General features: G+C 64.8%; 9 protein-coding genes. 2 read left to right on the top strand and 7 right to left on the bottom strand.

Going from position 1 to position 17,596, the window contains the following annotated elements:
- Positions 1 to 272: 272 nt before the first annotated feature.
- The 7 genes from NR193_RS10145 to hutI form a co-directional block, all read right to left on the bottom strand.
- The gene (locus tag NR193_RS10145; protein ID WP_256750727.1) at positions 273 to 8,855 is read right to left on the bottom strand and encodes a GH36-type glycosyl hydrolase domain-containing protein; all 8,583 of its coding nucleotides are present in this window, start codon (positions 8,853 to 8,855) and stop codon (positions 273 to 275) included.
- A gap of 267 nt (positions 8,856 to 9,122) precedes the next feature.
- Positions 9,123 to 9,710, bottom strand: coding sequence for a HutD family protein (locus NR193_RS10140; protein WP_256750726.1), 588 nt, complete (start codon positions 9,708 to 9,710; stop codon positions 9,123 to 9,125).
- A 12-nt stretch (positions 9,711 to 9,722) separates the two neighbouring features.
- The gene (gene hutU / locus NR193_RS10135; protein ID WP_256750725.1) at positions 9,723 to 11,396 is read right to left on the bottom strand and encodes a urocanate hydratase; all 1,674 of its coding nucleotides are present in this window, start codon (positions 11,394 to 11,396) and stop codon (positions 9,723 to 9,725) included.
- Positions 11,393 to 11,767, bottom strand: a complete 375-nt coding sequence (locus NR193_RS10130; protein ID WP_256750724.1) for a hypothetical protein — start codon at positions 11,765 to 11,767, stop codon at positions 11,393 to 11,395. Before NR193_RS10130 ends, hutU begins: the two co-directional genes overlap by 4 nt.
- 27 nt (positions 11,768 to 11,794) lie before the next feature.
- Positions 11,795 to 12,613 carry an N-formylglutamate deformylase gene (gene hutG / locus NR193_RS10125; protein ID WP_256750723.1) on the bottom strand — a complete coding sequence of 273 codons (819 nt, stop codon included), beginning with the start codon at positions 12,611 to 12,613 and terminating at the stop codon, positions 11,795 to 11,797.
- Positions 12,613 to 14,154, bottom strand: coding sequence for a histidine ammonia-lyase (gene hutH, locus NR193_RS10120; protein WP_256750722.1), 1,542 nt, complete (start codon positions 14,152 to 14,154; stop codon positions 12,613 to 12,615). The genes hutG and hutH overlap by 1 nt, the downstream gene beginning before the upstream one ends.
- A complete protein-coding gene (gene hutI / locus NR193_RS10115; protein ID WP_256750721.1) occupies positions 14,151 to 15,383 on the bottom strand; it encodes an imidazolonepropionase in 1,233 nt (410 codons plus the stop codon). Before hutI ends, hutH begins: the two co-directional genes overlap by 4 nt.
- Before the next feature lie 98 nt (positions 15,384 to 15,481).
- Between hutI and NR193_RS10110 the strand changes: the two genes are divergently transcribed.
- Together NR193_RS10110 and hutC are read left to right on the top strand one after the other, a co-directional pair.
- Complete coding sequence (locus NR193_RS10110; RefSeq protein WP_256750720.1) at positions 15,482 to 16,834, top strand: formimidoylglutamate deiminase; 1,353 nt, start codon at positions 15,482 to 15,484, stop codon at positions 16,832 to 16,834.
- Positions 16,831 to 17,571 (top strand): histidine utilization repressor, encoded by a 741-nt coding sequence (gene hutC, locus NR193_RS10105; protein ID WP_256750719.1) that lies wholly within the window; start codon positions 16,831 to 16,833, stop codon positions 17,569 to 17,571. The genes NR193_RS10110 and hutC overlap by 4 nt, the downstream gene beginning before the upstream one ends.
- Positions 17,572 to 17,596 lie beyond the last annotated feature (25 nt).

Raw genomic sequence — 17,596 nt, 5'->3', positions numbered from 1 at the left:
GATGACGAGGGGCTGAAAGCGCCTTCTGAACAGTACGCGCAAAGTAACGCGCCCTGGCGGCTCCCATGGATCTCCAGAGGCCAAGATTCACCGCGGGGGAACGCCCAGGCGTGATGCATCAAAGTATTGATTCTAAATAATTACCAGTCCCGATCTGGGCCGTACTCTCGATCACGGCGCCAAGCGACTTGGCGCCGTGTTCCATCATGTCGTTGTCCCGAAGACCGCTTCCCCCGGGGCCAACCCGAGGGCGCGCTGTCGGGCGACAGGCGTCAGGCCGGGATTCTGATGACGACGTCAGCAACCTCGCCACTTTTTAGCTCAACCGTCGAAACCTTGGTCTTCGCCCCATTCAGCTCCAATGAAACCGTCTTGGCCTTATTGTCGCGGATGACGCGAACCCTGAGTTCCGCACCCAGCATCTTGAGGGTCGCCGAATACCCGTCCCAGTGGCTGGGGAGCTTCGGCTTGAACTGGACGCGCTTGCCACGCCGTTCGATGCCCAGGATGCCTTCGACCGCCGCCCTGTAGAGCCAGCCGGCGGAGCCGGTGTACCAGGTCCAGCCGCCACGGCCACCCTTGTCGCCTCCGGCATAGATATCGGCCGCAACCACATAGGGCTCGACGCGATAGTGCTCGGCCGAGGCCTCGTCGATCGCGTGGTTGACCGGATTGAGCATCGAGAAACAGCGATAGGCCTCGTCGGTCAGCCCCATTTCGGCGAGCGCGATGACGAACCATGTGGCGGCGTGGGTGTACTGGCCACCATTCTCGCGAACACCGGGTGGATAGCTCTTGATGTAGCCGGGATCCTTGTCCGTCTTCGAGAAGGGCGGCGTGAACAGCTTGACGATCTTGAGCTTGTCGTCGACGAGCAGCTTCGTCGCCTGCTCCATCGCCGTCGTCGACCGCGCCGGATCGCCCTCTCCCGAAAGCACGCTCCAGGATTGGGCAATCGAGTCGATCTTGCACTCCTGCGAGGATCGCGAGCCAAGCGGCGTGCCGTCATCGAAGCTGCCGCGCCGGTACCATTCGCCGTCCCACGCCGTGCTCTCGAGCGCCCGCTTCAGCGCATCGGCATGCTTTGCCCAGGCTTGCGCATGCTTGGCATCACCCTCGGTCTTGGCGACGGCGGCGAAGTCGCCCAGCGTCTTCAGCAGGAACCAGCCCAGCCAGACGCTCTCGCCCTTGCCCTGCTCGCCGACGCGGTTCATGCCGTCGTTCCAGTCGCCGCCAAGGATCAGCGGCAGCCCGGCCGGGCTGCTGCGCTTGATGGCAAGATCGAGCGCTCGCGCGCAATGATCGTAGAGCGAGGCCGTCTTCTTCGAAACTTCCGGGGTGAAGAAGGCATCGTGCTCGCCCTCGCCCAGCGCCTGTCCGTCGATGAAGGGCAGTTGCTCCTTCAGGATGGTGGCGTCACCAGTCACCAGCAGATAGCGCGCCGTGGCATGGGCCAGCCAGACCACGTCGTCGGAGATCATGGTGCGCACGCCGGCCCCGGTGCGCGGCAGCCACCAGTGCTGCACGTCGCCTTCGGGGAATTGCCGCCGCGCGGCGTTGAGGATCTGGTCACGCGCCAGCTGCGGATCATGCGCCAGCAATGCCAGCGTGTCCTGCAATTGGTCGCGGAAGCCGAAGGCGCCACTTGCCTGATAGAAGGCGGAGCGGGCTCGGATGCGGCAGGCCAGGCTCTGATAGGGCAGCCAGTGGTTGACCATGGCGTCGAGGGCCTTGTCCGGCGTCTCGACCTGGATGGTGTCGAGGAAGCCGCGCCACTCGCGCTCGTTGTCGGCCAGCCGCTTGTCGAAATCCTTGCCCCGGTGCTGCTGCACCAGGGCGCTGGCTTCCTCGACGGACTCGGCATCGCCGAGCAACCAGAGCAGCGTCACGTCGCCGCCGGCCGGAATCTCGATGTCACGGGCGATCGCCGCGCAAGGGTCGTCTCCAGCCTCGACACGGCCCGTGAGTGCCGCGCCACTCAGCACCGCGTGCGGAAGCTCGCTGGTGCCGTGCCGGCCGAGGAACTCCGAGCGGTCGGTCGTCACCGAGTGCACGCCGCCGTCGGCGGCCAGGAAAGCCACCCGCTCGCTGAAATCGAGCCCGTAGGGGTTTTGCGCCAGCAACGCACCGGTGGCAGCGTCGCGGGACGGGACGATGGTTGCCGCCGTGCGTGACCGATGCCCGCCCAGCACCCATTCGGCATAGGCATAGACACGCAGCCGCGCCGGCACCGAACCGGAATTCTGGATACGCAATCGCGAAATCTTCACCGGATCGACCGGGTCGACGACATGGGTAAGATCCATCGACAAGGGCCCGCGCTTCGAGCGGAAAGTCGAGAAACCCTGGCCGTGCCAGGCCTCGTAGGTCATCGAGGAATCGCGCACCACGGCGGCGAGCGGCGAGAACGCCTTGCCGCTAGCCTGATCGTAGATGTAGAGGCCCTCGCCCGGCCGATTCGAGACCGGGTCGTTCGACCACGGTGTCAGCTGGTAATCGCGGCTGTTGCGGCTCCAGGTAAAGGCAGCGCCCTCGGCCGATATATGGAAGCCGAACGAAGCGTTGGAGACGACGTTGATCCACGGCTGCGGTGTGGTGCGCCGGCCGGCGAGGCGCACGACATAGTGCCGCCCGTCGCCATCGAAACCGCCAAAGCCGTTCCACTGGCTGAGCCCGCTTCCGTCGGCGCTGGCATCCGCCACCGCCTGCGAGGCGAAGGCTATCGGCGCAAGCGACGGCAGTTCGCGCGGGACCGGCGATCCTGCCGGCTGCTGGGGTTCGCGCGCCTGCAGGGCAGCCGCCTCGGCCCGCTCGATCTGATCGAAGATGGTGCCGTTGCGCGTGTGCAGGACCACGCGGGCGACGGCGAGCAGCGTCTTGTAGGTCGTCTCGTCCATCAGGTCGCGGCGGACCGCGAAGATGTGCTGGCGAGGCCCGAGTTCCTTGCCGCGCAGGCGGCTGTTTTCGCACAGCGTCTCGACCGCACGCTGCAGGTCCTGGACGTAGGAGGACGCCTGCTCGTTGACGACGACGAAATCGATCATCATGCCGCGGGTGCGCATATACTCCTGGAAACGCAGCGCCTGGGCGACGATCTCCAGGTCGGCGACGTCGCCGATCCTGACCAGGAAGATCGGGAAATCGCCCGAAATGCTGGTCGGCCACAGGCTCGACTGCTTGCCCAGCCCCGAGGCGATGGATTCGGCGGGGAGACGCAGGAACGGATCCGGATAGATCAGATAGCGCGCCAGCTTCTGCACGTTTGCGGCATCGGTCAGGCTGAGGCCCATATGGCGGGTCTGCACCTGGCTGCGGGTCCAGGCGAGCATGGCCTGGCGAGCGAAACTCTCCGGGTGGTCGAGCCGGGCAACGGCCTCCTCCAGTTCAGTGCGGCTGGCGCCGACGACGGTCCAGAAAGTCAGGGATATCTTCTTGTTGGCGGGCACGCGCACCTGGCGGCGCAGCGAGGCGACGGGATCGAGCGTGAAGCCCGAATGGCCCCCAAGCCTGGCGCCCGGATCGAAAGCGGCGGCGTCGACGATGGTGCGGCCACGGCCGATGAAGGCACGCCTGTCGGTCTCGGCCTCGGCATCACGCGCCAATCCCGACGGATCGGTGACGAAATGCACCATGGCGATATCGGGCTCGCTGGCTTCGCGCTTGCGCCGCGTGGCGAAGATCGCACCGTTGTTCGATGCGATCTCGGTCTCGACGAACATCTTCGAGAAGGCCGGATGAGCGTTGTCCGATGCTTCCAACCCGAGCACCAGTTCGGCAAAGGAAGTCACTTCGATGTGACGGTCGGATGGGCCGTCATTGTAGAGGGTGACCCGACGGCCCTCGCCATTTCCTTCCGAAATGACGATGCATTCGACCTCCGAGCGCAAGGTGCCCACCGATTTGACGAAGCTCGCCTTGTCGTCGGAGAACAGGGTCTGCGCCTTTTCCTCGGCAGCGCGCTTTGGCTCCGCGGTCGCCGACCACCAGTCGCCGGTGCCGGCATCGCGCAGGAAGATGTAGGAGCCGAGCCGGTCCTCGGTGGGGTCCGGCTGCCAGCGGGTGACGGAGAGATCGCCCCAGCGGCTGTAGCCGGACCCGGTCGCGGTGACCATCACCGAATAGCGGCCGTTGGACATCACACTGGTCGAACGCAGCGCCCGCAACGGATCGAGCACGATGCGGGTGTCGGGGCTCTCGATCTCGGTCTCGTCCTTGGCGCGTTCGTCGGCCTCGGTCCTGACGGTCGCGGTCGGGATGTCGCGCGGCGCCCGCTCCTGCAGCAGCAGTTCGGCGGATTCGATAACCGGGTCGCTGTGGAACCGGTCGCGCATTCGGCCTTCGAAGATGGCATCGGCAACCGCCACGATCGACATGCCCGAATGGTGGGCCATGTAGTTCTGCACGACGACATGATCGGTGCCTTCCGGCACGCGCTGCGGCGTGAAGTCGACGGCATCGTAGTAGCCGTGGCGGCCAAGCGCGCCGACCTCCCGCAACCGGGCGAGGTTCTGCACGGCTTCACGCGGGTTGAACTGCGCCGCCAGCACGGTCGCGTAAGGCGCGATCACCGTGTTCTGGCCGAGACCACGCTTCAGCCCGAGGCCAGGGACGCCGAAATTGGTGTACTGGTAGGTCAGTTCACGGTCGCGGGCGTTGTAGGCCGCTTCCGAAATCCCCCATGGCACGTTCTTCTGGCGGCCGTACTGGATCTGACGCTTGATGATCAGCTTGCTGGTCTGGTTGAGAATGCTGCCTTGCGGCTCCTTCATCACCAGCGGCGGCATCAGATACTCGAACATCGAGCCGGACCACGACATCAGCGCGCCCTGGAAGCCGATCTCGACGATGGGCCGGCCAAGACGGAACCAGTGCTCGGTCGGCAGGTCGCCCTTGGCGATGGCGAACAGGCTGGTCAGCCGCGCCTCGGAGGCGAGAAGATCGTAGCAGCTCTCATCGAGCTGGTGTTCCTCGACGCGGTAGCCGATCGACAGCAGCTTGCGTTCAGGCCGCATCAGGAAGGAAAAATCCATTTCGAAGGCAAAGCGGCGCGTGCGCTCGCGCAAGGTCAAGAGCTTGGCGCGCAGGGCCTCGACGGCGTTGTCGTCGCTGTGCGCGTCATGGACGTGCGCCTCACAACTGGCTTCCAGCCTCGCCGCCCAATCGACGATGATGTCGCTCTGGGCCGATGCGGCCTCGGTGTGGATGGCAGCGGCGAGCTTCCGGATTTCGCCGGCCAGCACGGCCAGATTGATGGTGCGGATCGACGCCATTTCCGGCTGCGCCTTGATGGTCTCGACCGCGCGCCGCATGCCGTCGAGACGGTCCGCCAGGCGCTGACGCAACGGGCGCAGCTGGCGGCGGTCGTCAGGCAGATCGTCGAGGCTTTCACTGAGGATGGTGACCGTGTCGAGAATGCCTTCGAAATCGCCCTGGAGGTGGACGGAGGGCGCTTCCGCCCACTCGGCACAGGCTGCCGCCACCGCCACCAGATGGCCGGCAAGATTGCCGCTGTCGACGGCCGAAATATAGAGCGGATAAAGCGGCTTCAGCGTCGTCGTGTCATACCAGTTGAAGAGGTGGCCACGGTCGCGCGGCATGCCCTCGATGGTGGTCATCGTGGCGTCGATGCGGGTAATGGCATCGGACAGGCTGATCCAGCCGAAGTCTCGAGCCGAGACGACGGACAGCAGATAGACGCCGATATTGGTTGGCGAGGTGCGTGGCGCCACGACCGGCGCCGGACTTTCCTGGAAATTGTCCGGCGGCAGATTGTGATGCTCGGCCGTTACGAAGCTTTCGAAATAGTGCCACGTGCGCCGCGCAACCGTGCGCAGCGCATGGATGTCGGCGGCCGAGATGCGCAGCCGGTCCTCGGTTTCAGCCGAACGGCTGATCCAGGCGGCGATGGCCGGCGAGGCGATCCAAAACAGGGCGAAGAAGAAAGCGACGAAGGCCCCGGTGGAATCGGCCAGCACCGGTATGGCGAGACCGACGAATCCGATGATCACGGCGCCATACATCATGCCGTAGTAGGAACCGAGATCGTTGTCGCCGCTCTTGTGCGCCTGCGAGGCAGTGCGCCATTCCAGCAGGTTCTGGCGGCTGACCAACAGCCGGTAGAGCGTGCGCACGATGGCGTCGCCCATCATCCAGGCGTTATGCGCCATCAGCACGATCTTGAGCGCCACCATGGCGGTGCCGAAGGCGACGTCACGCGCCAGCGCCGAGAAATGACCGCGCGGCGTCTGGTCGCCGCTCTTGGGCAGGATGGCGTTGACGACGTCGAATGTCGGCGCCATGAACAGGCTGAGGATCAGCAGGGCCTGCCATTGCGCGGCCTGCGTGAAGGGCAGCAGCGTCCAGCCGGCGATCGCCGCCATCACCCAGAAGATCGGCGTCAGCGAGCGGCGCAGATTGTCGACCATCTTCCAGCGCGACAAGGCCGGCACGCCGGAGCGCGGATCGAGGATGAAGCCAAGAAGCTGCCAGTCGCCGCGCGCCCAGCGATGGTGACGCGAGGCGTCGACCGAGTAGCGTGTCGGGTAGTCCTCGACCAACTCGACGTCGGTGACCAGCGCCGAGCGCGCCAGCGCACCTTCGAGCAAATCGTGGCTGAGGATGGTGTTTTCCTCGATGCGACCCTGCAGCGCCGCCTCGAAGGCGTCGACATGATAAAGGCCCTTGCCGGTGAAGGAGCCATCGCCGAAGACGTCCTGATAGAGATCGGACACGGCAAACACGTAAGGGTCGAGGCCGCGATTGGCGGAGAAGACCCGCTGGAAGAACGACGCGTCGTCGCCACTGGTCAGCGAGGCGGTGATGCGCGGCTGCAGGATGGTGTAGCCGGCCGTCACCACCCGCTTGGTGGCATCGAAATGCGGGCGGTTGAGCGGATGGCAGAGCTTGCCGACGAGGGTCGCGACGGCGTCGCGGGTGGTGCGCGTGTCGGCATCGAGCGTCATCACATGGACGACGTTTTCCGGCAGCGGCACGTCGAGCGGCAGGAACGTGGTGTCGCTGTCGCCGCGCAGCAGGAGGTCGAGCTCATGCAGCTTGCCGCGCTTGCGCTCCCAGCCCATCCAGGCGCCCTGGGCGGCGTTGAAGAGACGGCGCCGGTGCAGGATGTAGAAGCGCGATGCGCCTTGCGAGGGATAGCGGGCGTTCAGGCGGGCGATCTCGGCGCGGGCGAATTCGAGTATTTCGGTGTCGGCCGCATCGATCTCGGTCTTGCTGTCGGGCCAGTCCGACAGCAGCGCGAAGTAGATTTCATCTGCCGTGTTGGCGAGGTAATGCACCTCGATGTTGCGGATGTTTTCCTCGACGTCGTCGCGCGAGCCGATCAGCGACGGCACCACCACCAAGGTGCGCGCCTCGGACGGTACACCGTGCTTGTAGTCGTAGCCGACGAGGCGCGTCGGTTTCAGGAAGAGCGATACGACGGTGTTGAAGAAGGCGAGCGCGCCCTCGCTGGCCGGCACCGCAAACAGCGCCAGCATCAAGACGATCGACGGCACCGACAGACCCAGATTGGCCAATGCGTTGCCGGAGAGGACCAGAAGCAGAGCCGTCAGTGCAAACACCGGTACGACGATGCCGAGCCATCCGGTCTTGCGGAACGCGCGTTTGGTCGTCTGGCTGACCGTCGGCCGGTAGCCGATCGCCTTTTCCAGTTCCAGCCGGCGCGGGCCGACGAGAAAGAAACCGACATCGGTGTGGGCGGACGCAGCCGGAGCGGCATCGCCTTCACCATCACCAGGGATGGTCCCGCTGGCGGCGTGACCGGCCAGCTCGATGGCCTTCTCGGCGACGCGATATTCCGAAAGGTTCGAGCGGCGCGCCAGTTCCTCGATCGCGGTCCGGTACTGGTCACGCGAGAAGAAGTCGAGCGCGGCGAAATCGGTGCGCTCGCGCAGCACGGTATCGATGCGGCTGACGCCTTCGAACCACACCGTCCAGTCGACGTCGTTGATGAGCCGCAGGCCGCGGATGATGTTTCCGGTCGTCACATTGCCGCTGGACAGCGTGTGATGTTCGGAAATGATGATTTCCTCGGCGTCGGAGCCGGTCTTTTCGAGCTCGCCTTCCAGCCACTCCAGGGCCTTGCCGGCGTTCTGCGATCCATCACGCAAACGGTAGAGCAGCTGGGTGGCAAAGGTGGTGTCCTGCGCATGGGCGCTGAAGTTGGACAGGATCGCCTGCCGGTCGGGAGTGTCGTCGGTAGCCAGAACCTTGTCTGCCACGTCGTTGGCGATCTGGCGCATCTGGCGGGTGCGATTGACCCTGACCGCCAGCCGGCGGAGATTTTCGATCAGGACGAAGCGCAACAATGATGGCAGCGCCCAGAGTTCGCCGATCTTCAGCGGCTCGACCGACTGAAAGCCCTGGACGATCGACTTGAACATCGTCGCCGAGACGGAACTGTCCGAATGCGCCACATAGGTCCAGGCCAGTGCCAGCGCGCGCGGCACGCTGCCGCCATCGGGCAGTTTCAGGGTGGGCAGCTGGCGGTAGAAGCGGCGCGGCAGGTCGCGCTTGACCTGGAAAATGGTTTCTTCGACCAGATAGTTGTTGTCGAGAAGCCACTGTGCCGCCGGCGTGATCGTCTCGCCTCGCGCCTGCGCGGCGTTGGTCGAACGGTAGACCTCCAAAATCTTCTTGGCGCTGTCGCGGATACGCGCCTGAAAATCGAACGGCGCCAGGCCGAAGAGATCCGTCAAGTCGCCTTTTGCCAGGCTTTCGCCAAGCAGCCGAAGGCGGTCTTCGGGCATGAAATTGGATCGGATCGGCTCTTCCGTGATTACCGGGAAGCTCGCGCTTGTCTTCTCGATTTGGGCAGGGTTCGTCTGAATATTCATTGAAAATTCCGTATGCGGCACTCAGCGGCGTCACCGCCACGGCAATGGCCCTAAAACCGATTCAAATGCAATTGGTTGCATAAACCCCAATTGCCGAAAGTTTGTTTCCGCACCACGACAGGGCGTCATCTCTCAGCAAAAATTCAAAGACGTGCGCCCCTCTTCCCGTCAAGATCGATCGACGAAGAGGATTCAGGCTTTTTCGTGATGCCGCCAGCAGCTTACGCTATATTTCGCCGGCATCGCGATCATGTTTGGAAACAAGCGTTAATCGTTGCCGGTGATGCCGCCGATCCGGATCACGAACAGCGTCGTGTCATGGACGGGTTGGACAAGCAGGCTGGCGGTGTCCGCGCCAGGCAACAGCGTGTCCAGCGGCCCGAGGCGAACCGGTTCGGTGCCGGGCACAATGATTTCCCCATTCAGGCACAGGATGAGGGTCACCATCGCCTTGGTCTTGATTTCCATCGGCGCCGAAACCGCCATGCGCTCGACCGAATGCGTCATCCGGCTCCGGCGGGTCATGACATTGAGATCGGTGATCGGTCCGCCAATCAGCGCGGCCGCGGTCGGCACGTCGGCCGGGAAGGAAAGCGGTGCGGTCACCCTGGTGACTGATATCGGCGGGCGGCCAGCAATATCGAGGACAATGCCCTCGCCTTCGAGCACGGCAAGCGTGCGATCGATCCCGGCAAATTGCGAGAACGGGCCGCTGCCCTCGACGCGCGCCATCGAGACGCGCCAGTCGAAGTCTTCGAGCCCGGCGCCAGCAGGCGAGACGGCGATTTCGGTCGTCACGCCACCGCCGTTCTTCCACGGCATCGACCGGTATTCAGATGCCCGCAGGACGCGCATCGGTTCAACCAATCATCCGAGAATGCCGGGGAGATTGAGCTGGTGCTCCTTCGCGCACTCGATGGCGATGTCGTAGCCGGCATCGGCATGGCGCATGACGCCGGTCGCCGGATCGTTCCACAACACCCGCTCCAGGCGCCTGGCCGCCTCGGGCGTGCCGTCGGCGACGACGACCATGCCGGCGTGCTGCGAGAAGCCCATGCCGACGCCGCCACCATGGTGCAGCGACACCCAGGTGGCGCCTGACGCCGTGTTGAGCAATGCGTTGAGCAGTGGCCAATCGGACACCGCGTCCGAGCCGTCCTTCATCGATTCCGTCTCGCGGTTCGGCGAAGCGACCGAGCCGGAATCGAGGTGATCGCGGCCGATGACGACCGGCGCCTTCAACTCGCCCTTTGCGACCATCTCGTTGAAGGCGAGGCCCAGCCTATGCCGATCGCCAAGACCGACCCAGCAGATGCGGGCCGGCAGGCCCTGGAAGGCGATGCGCTTGCGCGCCATGTCGAGCCAGTTGTGCAGGTGGGTGTTGCCGGGTGTGAGTTCGCGCACCTTGGCGTCGGTCTTGTAGATATCCTCCGGGTCGCCGGAAAGGGCCGCCCAGCGGAATGGGCCGATGCCGCGGCAAAACAGCGGGCGGATATAGGCCGGCACGAAACCGGGGAAAGCGAAGGCGTTCTCGAACCCCTCCTCCTTGGCCACCTGGCGGATGTTGTTGCCGTAGTCGAGCGTCGGCACGCCGGCGTTCCAGAACGCCACCATCGCCTCGACATGTTCGCGCATCGAGGCGCGGGCGGCCTTCTCGACCGCCTTCGGGTCACTGACGCGCTTCTCGCGCCATTGCGCCATCGTCCAGCCCTTAGGCAGATAGCCATTGATGGGGTCGTGAGCCGAGGTCTGGTCGGTGACCATATCGGGGCGAATGCCGCGCCGGAACATTTCCGGGACGATCTCGGCGGTATTGCCGAGCAGGCCGACAGACTTCGCCTGGCCGGCCTTGGTCCAGCGCTCGATCATCGCCATCGCCTCGTCCAGCGTCTCCGCCTTCTCGTCGACATAGCGGGTGCGCAGACGGAAATCGATCGAGTCCGGATTGCATTCGATGGCGAGGCAGCAGGCGCCGGCCATCACCGCCGCCAGTGGCTGGGCGCCGCCCATGCCGCCCAGTCCACCGGTCAGGATCCATTTTCCCTTGAGATTGCCGCCATAATGCTGGCGGCCGGCCTCGACGAAGGTCTCGTAGGTGCCCTGCACGATGCCCTGCGTGCCGATGTAGATCCACGAGCCGGCCGTCATCTGGCCGTACATCATCAGGCCCTTCCTATCGAGCTCGTTGAATTTCTCCCAGGTCGCCCAGTGCGGCACAAGGTTGGAGTTGGCGATCAGCACACGCGGTGCGTCGGGGTGGGTGCGGAAGACGCCAACCGGCTTGCCCGACTGGACCAGCAAAGTCTCGTCATCGGCCAGCGTCCTCAGGGAGGCGACGATGCGATCGAAGTCGTTCCAGGTGCGCGCCGCCCGGCCGATGCCGCCATAGACGACCAGCTCGTTGGGATTTTCGGCGACGTCCGGGTCGAGATTGTTCATCAGCATGCGCAGCGGCGCTTCGGTCAGCCAGGAGCGTGCGCTGATTTCCGTGCCACGCGGGCTGCGGACTTCACGGATGTTGTGGCGAGGATTGTTCATCATTGTCCCTTTCGAATGAGGTGCGCGGCGTTGCGGTGGCCGTCGGCGCTGATCCAGGTGACCTGCTCATGGGCCGGGTCGGAAGTATCGATGGTCATGGCGTAGCAGGCCCAGACGTCCGAGGGCGGCCACAGCGAGCAGTATTGGTCGCCACGCACGTCCCAGCGGCCCTGCGACTGGGCGCCGCCTTTCGTGTAGATGGTGGCGCCGCCATCATCGAAGCTCTGCGCCCAGTCAGGGCCTTCGACACGGGCACCCTTCAAGGTGGTGAGAATGTCGGCGCCCGTCATGGCCACTTCGGCGGCAGGAGCCGGAACGACCGCGGCCGAGAGCAGCCCGACGGCAAGAAGAAATGTCCTGGCATGTCCGGTCATGGCGTCCATCCCGAAAGCGTTGCCTGATCAGCGTTGCGCCCAGGCAATCGCGGTGTTCAGAATCTTTTCCAGCGTGGCGCGGATCGGTGCTGCGAACTCGGCATCGTAGGGAACCGGCCAATTGTCAGGCGCGCCCTTGCCTTCCGGCTCGCGCATGTAGCCACGGTTCGACAGCTCCATCTGCAGCGCATGGATGCCATCTTGAGGCTGACCGAAATGGCGCGTGATCCAGCCGCCCTTGAAGCGGCCGTTGACGACAGAGCTCTCGCCGGTTTCGGCCATGATCCGAGCGACCATCGCCTGCAAGTCCGGATCAGCGCTCTTGCCATCGTTGGTGCCGAGATTGAACACCGGCAGCGTGCCCTCGAACAGCCGCGGCAGCACCGAGCGGATCGAGTGGCAGTCATAGACGACGATCGTCTGGTGCAAGGTTCGCAGCCTGTCGATCTCGGCCTGCATGGCGGCATGATAGGGCACGAAGAATTTCTCGCGCCGCTCATCGACCTCCGATGGCCCCGGCTCCTCGCCCTCGCGGTAAAGCGGATCGCCGTCGAAGGTCTCGGTCGGGCAGAGACCGGTCGTCGTCTGGCCGGGGTAGAGCGAGGCGCCGGACGGATCACGGTTGACGTCGATGACGGTGCGCGAGATCGCGGTGTGCACGACAGTCGCTCCGAGGCCCGCGGCGAAATCATAGAGCTTGTCGATCCACCAGTCGCAATCGCGGCGGCCGAGCCAGGGCGACACCAGCCGATTCTCGAGGCCGGCGAGGTCGATGCCGGTGTGCGGGATCGAGACCAGCAGCGGTGCCGTGCCGCGCGTTACCGTAAGCCAGGGCGTTGTGGTCATCATGCCGCTCCCGAAATCGACGGCAGCGCTATCGCACCGGCAGCCTTGACTGTCGCGCCGCTGCGCACCATGGCGATGGCCTTTTCCATATCGGGGTGGAAATGCCGGTCATTGTCGAGATGCGGCACCTCGGCCCGTACCAGCTTGCGCACCGCTTCGAGCGCGACGCTCGACGCCAGTGGCGCATGGAAGTCGCAGCCTTGCGCGGCGGCCAGCAATTCGATGCCGATCACGGCTGTCGCATTCTCGATCATGCCGATCAGCCGACGCGCGCCATGCGCGGCCATCGAAACGTGGTCTTCCTGGTTGGCCGAGGTGGGAATGGAATCGACGCTGGCCGGATAGGCCTTCTGCTTGTTCTCGGAGACGAGAGCAGCCGCCGTCACCTGCGGGATCATGAAGCCTGAATTCAGGCCCGGTTTCGGCGTCAGGAAGGCCGGCATGCCGGACAACGCGGGGTCGACCAGCATGGCGATGCGGCGTTCCGACAACGAACCGATCTCGCAGACGGCGAGCGCGATCATGTCGGCGGCAAAGGCCACCGGCTCGGCGTGGAAGTTGCCGCCGGAAAGTGCCGTGTCGTCCTCGGCGAAGATCAGCGGATTGTCGGTGACGCCATTGGCCTCGGTGCCGAGCGTGTCGGCTGCCTGCCGCAGCACGGTGAGTGCAGCACCCATCACCTGGGGCTGGCAGCGCAAGCAATAAGGATCCTGCACGCGCTCGTCGCCGATCCGGTGCGATTCACGGATGTCGCTGCCGGCCATCAGATTGCGCAAGGCGTTCGCCGTCTCGATCTGGCCAGGGTGCTTCCTCAGCAGGTGGATGCGCGGATCGAAGGGGGCATCGGAGCCCCTTGCCGCGTCGGTTGACAGCGCACCGGCGACCAGCGCCGACTGGTAGAGCACTTCGGCCTCGAACAAGGCGGCGAGCGCATAGGCCGTTGAAAACTGCGTGCCGTTGAGCAGCGCCAGCCCTTCCTTGGCGCCCAGCGTCACCGGTTCCAGCCCATGCGAGACAAAGGCGACCTTGGCCGGGAAACGGCCGTGCGGGGTAAAGCATTCGCCGACGCCGATCATCACCGCCGTCATGTGCGACAGCGGCGCCAGATCACCCGACGCGCCGACCGAACCTTGCGCCGGAACCACCGGGATGACGTCGTTGGCCAGCATCGCTTCGAGCAACTCGATGGTTTGCGGCCGCACACCGGACGCGCCCTGCGCCAGGCTGGCGAGCTTCAGCGCCATCATCAGCCTGCAAACAGCGGCCGGCATCGGCTCGCCGACGCCAGCGGCGTGCGACAGCACGATGTTGCGCTGCAAGGTCTCGAGATCCTCGGAGGGGATGCGGACGCTGGCCAGCTTGCCGAAGCCGGTGTTGATGCCATAGACCGGCTCACCCTTGGCAACGATCCGCGCCACAGCCTCGGCGCTCGCCTTGATTCTTGGCCTGCAGGCATCGTCCAGCTTCGGCACGGCGCCGCGATAGATGGCGCGCCAGTCGCCCAGCGTCGCATTGCCGGGCTTGAGGGTCAGTTCAGTCATTGTCCTCTCCAGATGCGAGCATGCAGCGGGTTGAAACCCATGCGGTAGACGAGTTCGGCGGGGCGCTCGATGTCCCAGATCGCCAGGTCGGCGGATTTGCCGGCTTCGAGCGTGCCGGTTTCGCCGAGCAGGCCCAGTGCACGGGCGGCCTCGCGGGTGACGCCGGCAAGGCATTCATCGACGGTCAGGCCAAACAAGGTCGCCGCCATGTTCATGGTCAAAAGCAGCGAAGTCAGCGGCGAGGTGCCGGGGTTGTTGTCGGTGGCGACAGCCATCCTGACGCCGTGCTGCCGGAACAGGCCGATCGGCGGTTTCTTTGTCTCTCGGATAAAGTAATAGGCGCCGGGCAGGATCGTCGCCACGGTTCCGGCCTTCGCCATCGCCGCCGCACCAGCCTCATCGGTATATTCGAGATGATCGGCCGACAACGCGCCGTAGCGGGCGGCGAGTTCGGCCCCATGCAGGTTCGACAATTGGTCGGCATGAAGCTTGACCGGCAGGCCGGCAGCCTTGGCGGCGTCGAAGACGCGCGCCATCTGCCCGGGCGAAAAGGCAATACCTTCGCAAAAGCCGTCGACGGCATCGGCCAGCCCTTCGGCGGCGACCGCCGGGAGAATTTCTTTTGCGACCAGATCGATAAAAGCGTCCTTGTCGCCCTTGGCTTCCGGCGGCAGCGCATGGGCGCCGAGGAAGGTCGTGCGGATCGTCACCGGCCGCTTGCCGCCCAGCTGGCGGGCGGCACGCAGCGACTTCTGCTCATTTTCGAGATCGAGCCCGTAGCCGGACTTTACTTCCACCGTGGTTACGCCCTCCGCGATCAGCGCATCGAGGCGAGGCAGCGACTGCGCGACCAACTCATCCTGGCTGGCGGCACGCAGCGACTTGACCGAGGAGACGATGCCGCCGCCCGCCTTTGCGACTTCTTCATAGGTGGCGCCGGCCAGCCGCATCTCGAACTCGTTTGCGCGGTTGCCTGCGTGGACAAGATGGGTGTGGCAATCGATCAGGCCGGGCGTGATCCAGCGGCCCTCGCAATCGATCGTCTCGTCCGGAGCAAGCGTTGCGGGCATCTCCGATTCGGGGCCGGCATAGACAATGCGGCCGTCACGCGCGGCGACCGCGCCATGTTCGACAACGCCAAGTCCGGCAGAATCTTCGGCCATGGTGACAAGGCGCGCATTGCGCCACAGGCGAAGCCCCCCTGCCCGGCCTTTGCTCTCAGCAACCATCATCTTTTCCGTTTCAATCGGCAGCAATTATGTATATACATATTGAAACGCACTGCAAGAGCTATCATCGCATGAGAGACAGAGAACCGGAGAGAAAAGTGACTGATATCTTCGCGGAACAGGCGCTCCTTCCTGACGGCTGGCACAACAATGTGCGGATCACCCTCGCCAAGGGACGCATCGCAACTGTCGAGCCTGAAAGCACTGCGCTGGCCGGCGACGAACGCCATTCAATTCTGCTGCCCGGCATGCCCAATCTGCACAGCCACGCCTTCCAGCGCGGCATGGCCGGATTGGCCGAGCTTCGCGGCCCCTCCACCGACAGTTTCTGGAGCTGGCGCGAGGTGATGTATCGGTTCGCGCTGTCGATGACGCCCGATCAGGTCGAGGCAGTTGCCGCGCAGCTCTATGTCGAGATGCTGGAGGCGGGTTTTTCACGCGTCGGCGAATTTCACTATCTGCATCACGACCGCGACGGAAAACCCTACGCCAACCTCGCCGAGATGGCCGAGCGCATCGCGGCTGCGGCCGGCGAAACCGGTATCGGCCTGACACTGCTGCCGGTGTTTTACGCACACTCCTCTTTTGGCGGCGCGGCCCCCAATGAGGGCCAGCGGCGATTCATCAACGATGTGAATCGGTTCTCCCGGCTTGTTGAGAAAAGCCGGGAATGCGTTGGCACTTTGAATCAAGCCGTCGTCGGCGTCGCCCCACACAGTTTGCGTGCCGCGACACCGGAGGAGTTGGCCCAGGTTGCCGCCATAGCGCCTGACGGACCAATCCACATCCACATCGCCGAGCAAGTAAAAGAAGTCGAGGATTGCCTTGCCTGGTCCGGCGCGCGTCCGGTCGAGTTTCTGCTTGGCCATGCCAAGGTCGACCAGCGCTGGTGCCTGATCCACGCCACGCACATGACAGATGCGGAAACGGTCGGGATGGCGAAAAGCGGCGCCATCGCCGGCCTTTGCCCGATCACCGAGGCCAATCTCGGCGACGGCACCTTCGCCGCGCCGCTGTTTACCGACCATGGCGGCCGCTTTGGCGTCGGTTCCGATTCCAACGTCCTGATCGGCTTGCCCGACGAGTTGCGCCAGCTCGAATATTCGCAACGCCTCGCGCATCGTGCCCGCAATGTGCTGGCGGTCGCCGGTGGCTCGACCGGTCGCGCGTTGTTCGACGCCGCACTCGACGGTGGCAGCGTCGCCCTTGGCGCCGGTGCGTCGGAGATCTCCGCCGGCGCATCCGCCGATCTCGTCTCGCTCGATGCCAATGACCCCTCACTGGCCGGAAAGACGGGTGACGCGATCCTCGATGCCTGGATCTTCGCCAATGGCAGCAAGGTCGACTGTGTCTGGGTGCATGGCAAAAAACAGGTCAGCGGCGGCCGGCATGCAAGGCGCGAGGCCATCGCCGAGCGTTTTCGCAACGTGATGACGGCGCTTTCGGCATGAGTGTGATCGAGACGGCGGATGCGGAAGGTGGCGGCTCGCTGCACCAGCGTATCCTGTCCGATATCAGCGAGAAAATCCTGTCCGGCGCCTGGGCGCCCGGTCACCGCATTCCGTTCGAACACGAATTGACGACCGAGTACAATTGCTCGCGCATGACCGTGAACAAGGCGCTGTCGCAGTTGGCCAAGGCCGGACTGATCGAACGCCGCCGCCGCTCAGGCAGCTTCGTGCGCCGGCCACAATCGCAGGCGGCTGTGCTGGAAATCCACGATATCCGGATCGAGGTCGAGGCGCTTGGCCTGCCCTATCGCTACGAGCGCGTGGCGCGGCACAAGAGGCGCAGCAGCGCCGAGGATCGCAGTTTGCTGGAGCTCGATGCCGTCGGCTCGGTGCTGGCGCTGGAATGCCGGCATTTCGCCGGCGAGCGGCCGTTCGCGCATGAGCAGCGGCTGATCAACCTGGCCGCCGTGCCAGAAGCAATCGACGAGGAATTCCTGGCTATCGCGCCTGGCCCATGGCTGATCGGCCGCGTGCCGTGGAGCGAGGCCGAGCACCGCATCCGCGCGGTCGCCGCCGACAGGCACATCGCGGCGGCGCTCGACATCGAGGCCGGCGCGCCTTGCCTGGTGGTCGAGCGTCGGACATGGAGCGCCGAACATCCGGTCACCCACGTCCGCTTTACCTACGCGGCCGAGAGCCACACGCTGGTGGCCCGGTTTCGGCCCTCGCAGGGGTGATTACCCTCCCCCTTGCGGGAGGGTA

Origin of the sequence: Mesorhizobium sp. Mes31 (assembly GCF_024519675.1) — a bacterium.
GTDB lineage: Bacteria > Pseudomonadota > Alphaproteobacteria > Rhizobiales > Rhizobiaceae > Mesorhizobium.
Note: the sequence above shows the minus strand (reverse complement) of the source record. Positions and strands in the feature narration are given on the sequence as shown.

What these genes read in the sequence shown, in the direction of transcription:
- NR193_RS10140 (WP_256750726.1), bottom strand. Translation starts at nt 9,710, where the DNA reads ATGCGCGTCCTGCGGGCATCTGAATACCGGTCGATGCCGTGGAAGAAC.
- hutC (WP_256750719.1), top strand. Translation starts at nt 16,831, where the DNA reads ATGAGTGTGATCGAGACGGCGGATGCGGAAGGTGGCGGCTCGCTGCAC.
- NR193_RS10130 (WP_256750724.1), bottom strand. Translation starts at nt 11,767, where the DNA reads ATGACCGGACATGCCAGGACATTTCTTCTTGCCGTCGGGCTGCTCTCG.
- hutH (WP_256750722.1), bottom strand. Translation starts at nt 14,154, where the DNA reads ATGACTGAACTGACCCTCAAGCCCGGCAATGCGACGCTGGGCGACTGG.
- hutI (WP_256750721.1), bottom strand. Translation starts at nt 15,383, where the DNA reads ATGGTTGCTGAGAGCAAAGGCCGGGCAGGGGGGCTTCGCCTGTGGCGC.
- NR193_RS10145 (WP_256750727.1), bottom strand. Translation starts at nt 8,855, where the DNA reads ATGAATATTCAGACGAACCCTGCCCAAATCGAGAAGACAAGCGCGAGC.
- hutG (WP_256750723.1), bottom strand. Translation starts at nt 12,613, where the DNA reads ATGACCACAACGCCCTGGCTTACGGTAACGCGCGGCACGGCACCGCTG.
- hutU (WP_256750725.1), bottom strand. Translation starts at nt 11,396, where the DNA reads ATGATGAACAATCCTCGCCACAACATCCGTGAAGTCCGCAGCCCGCGT.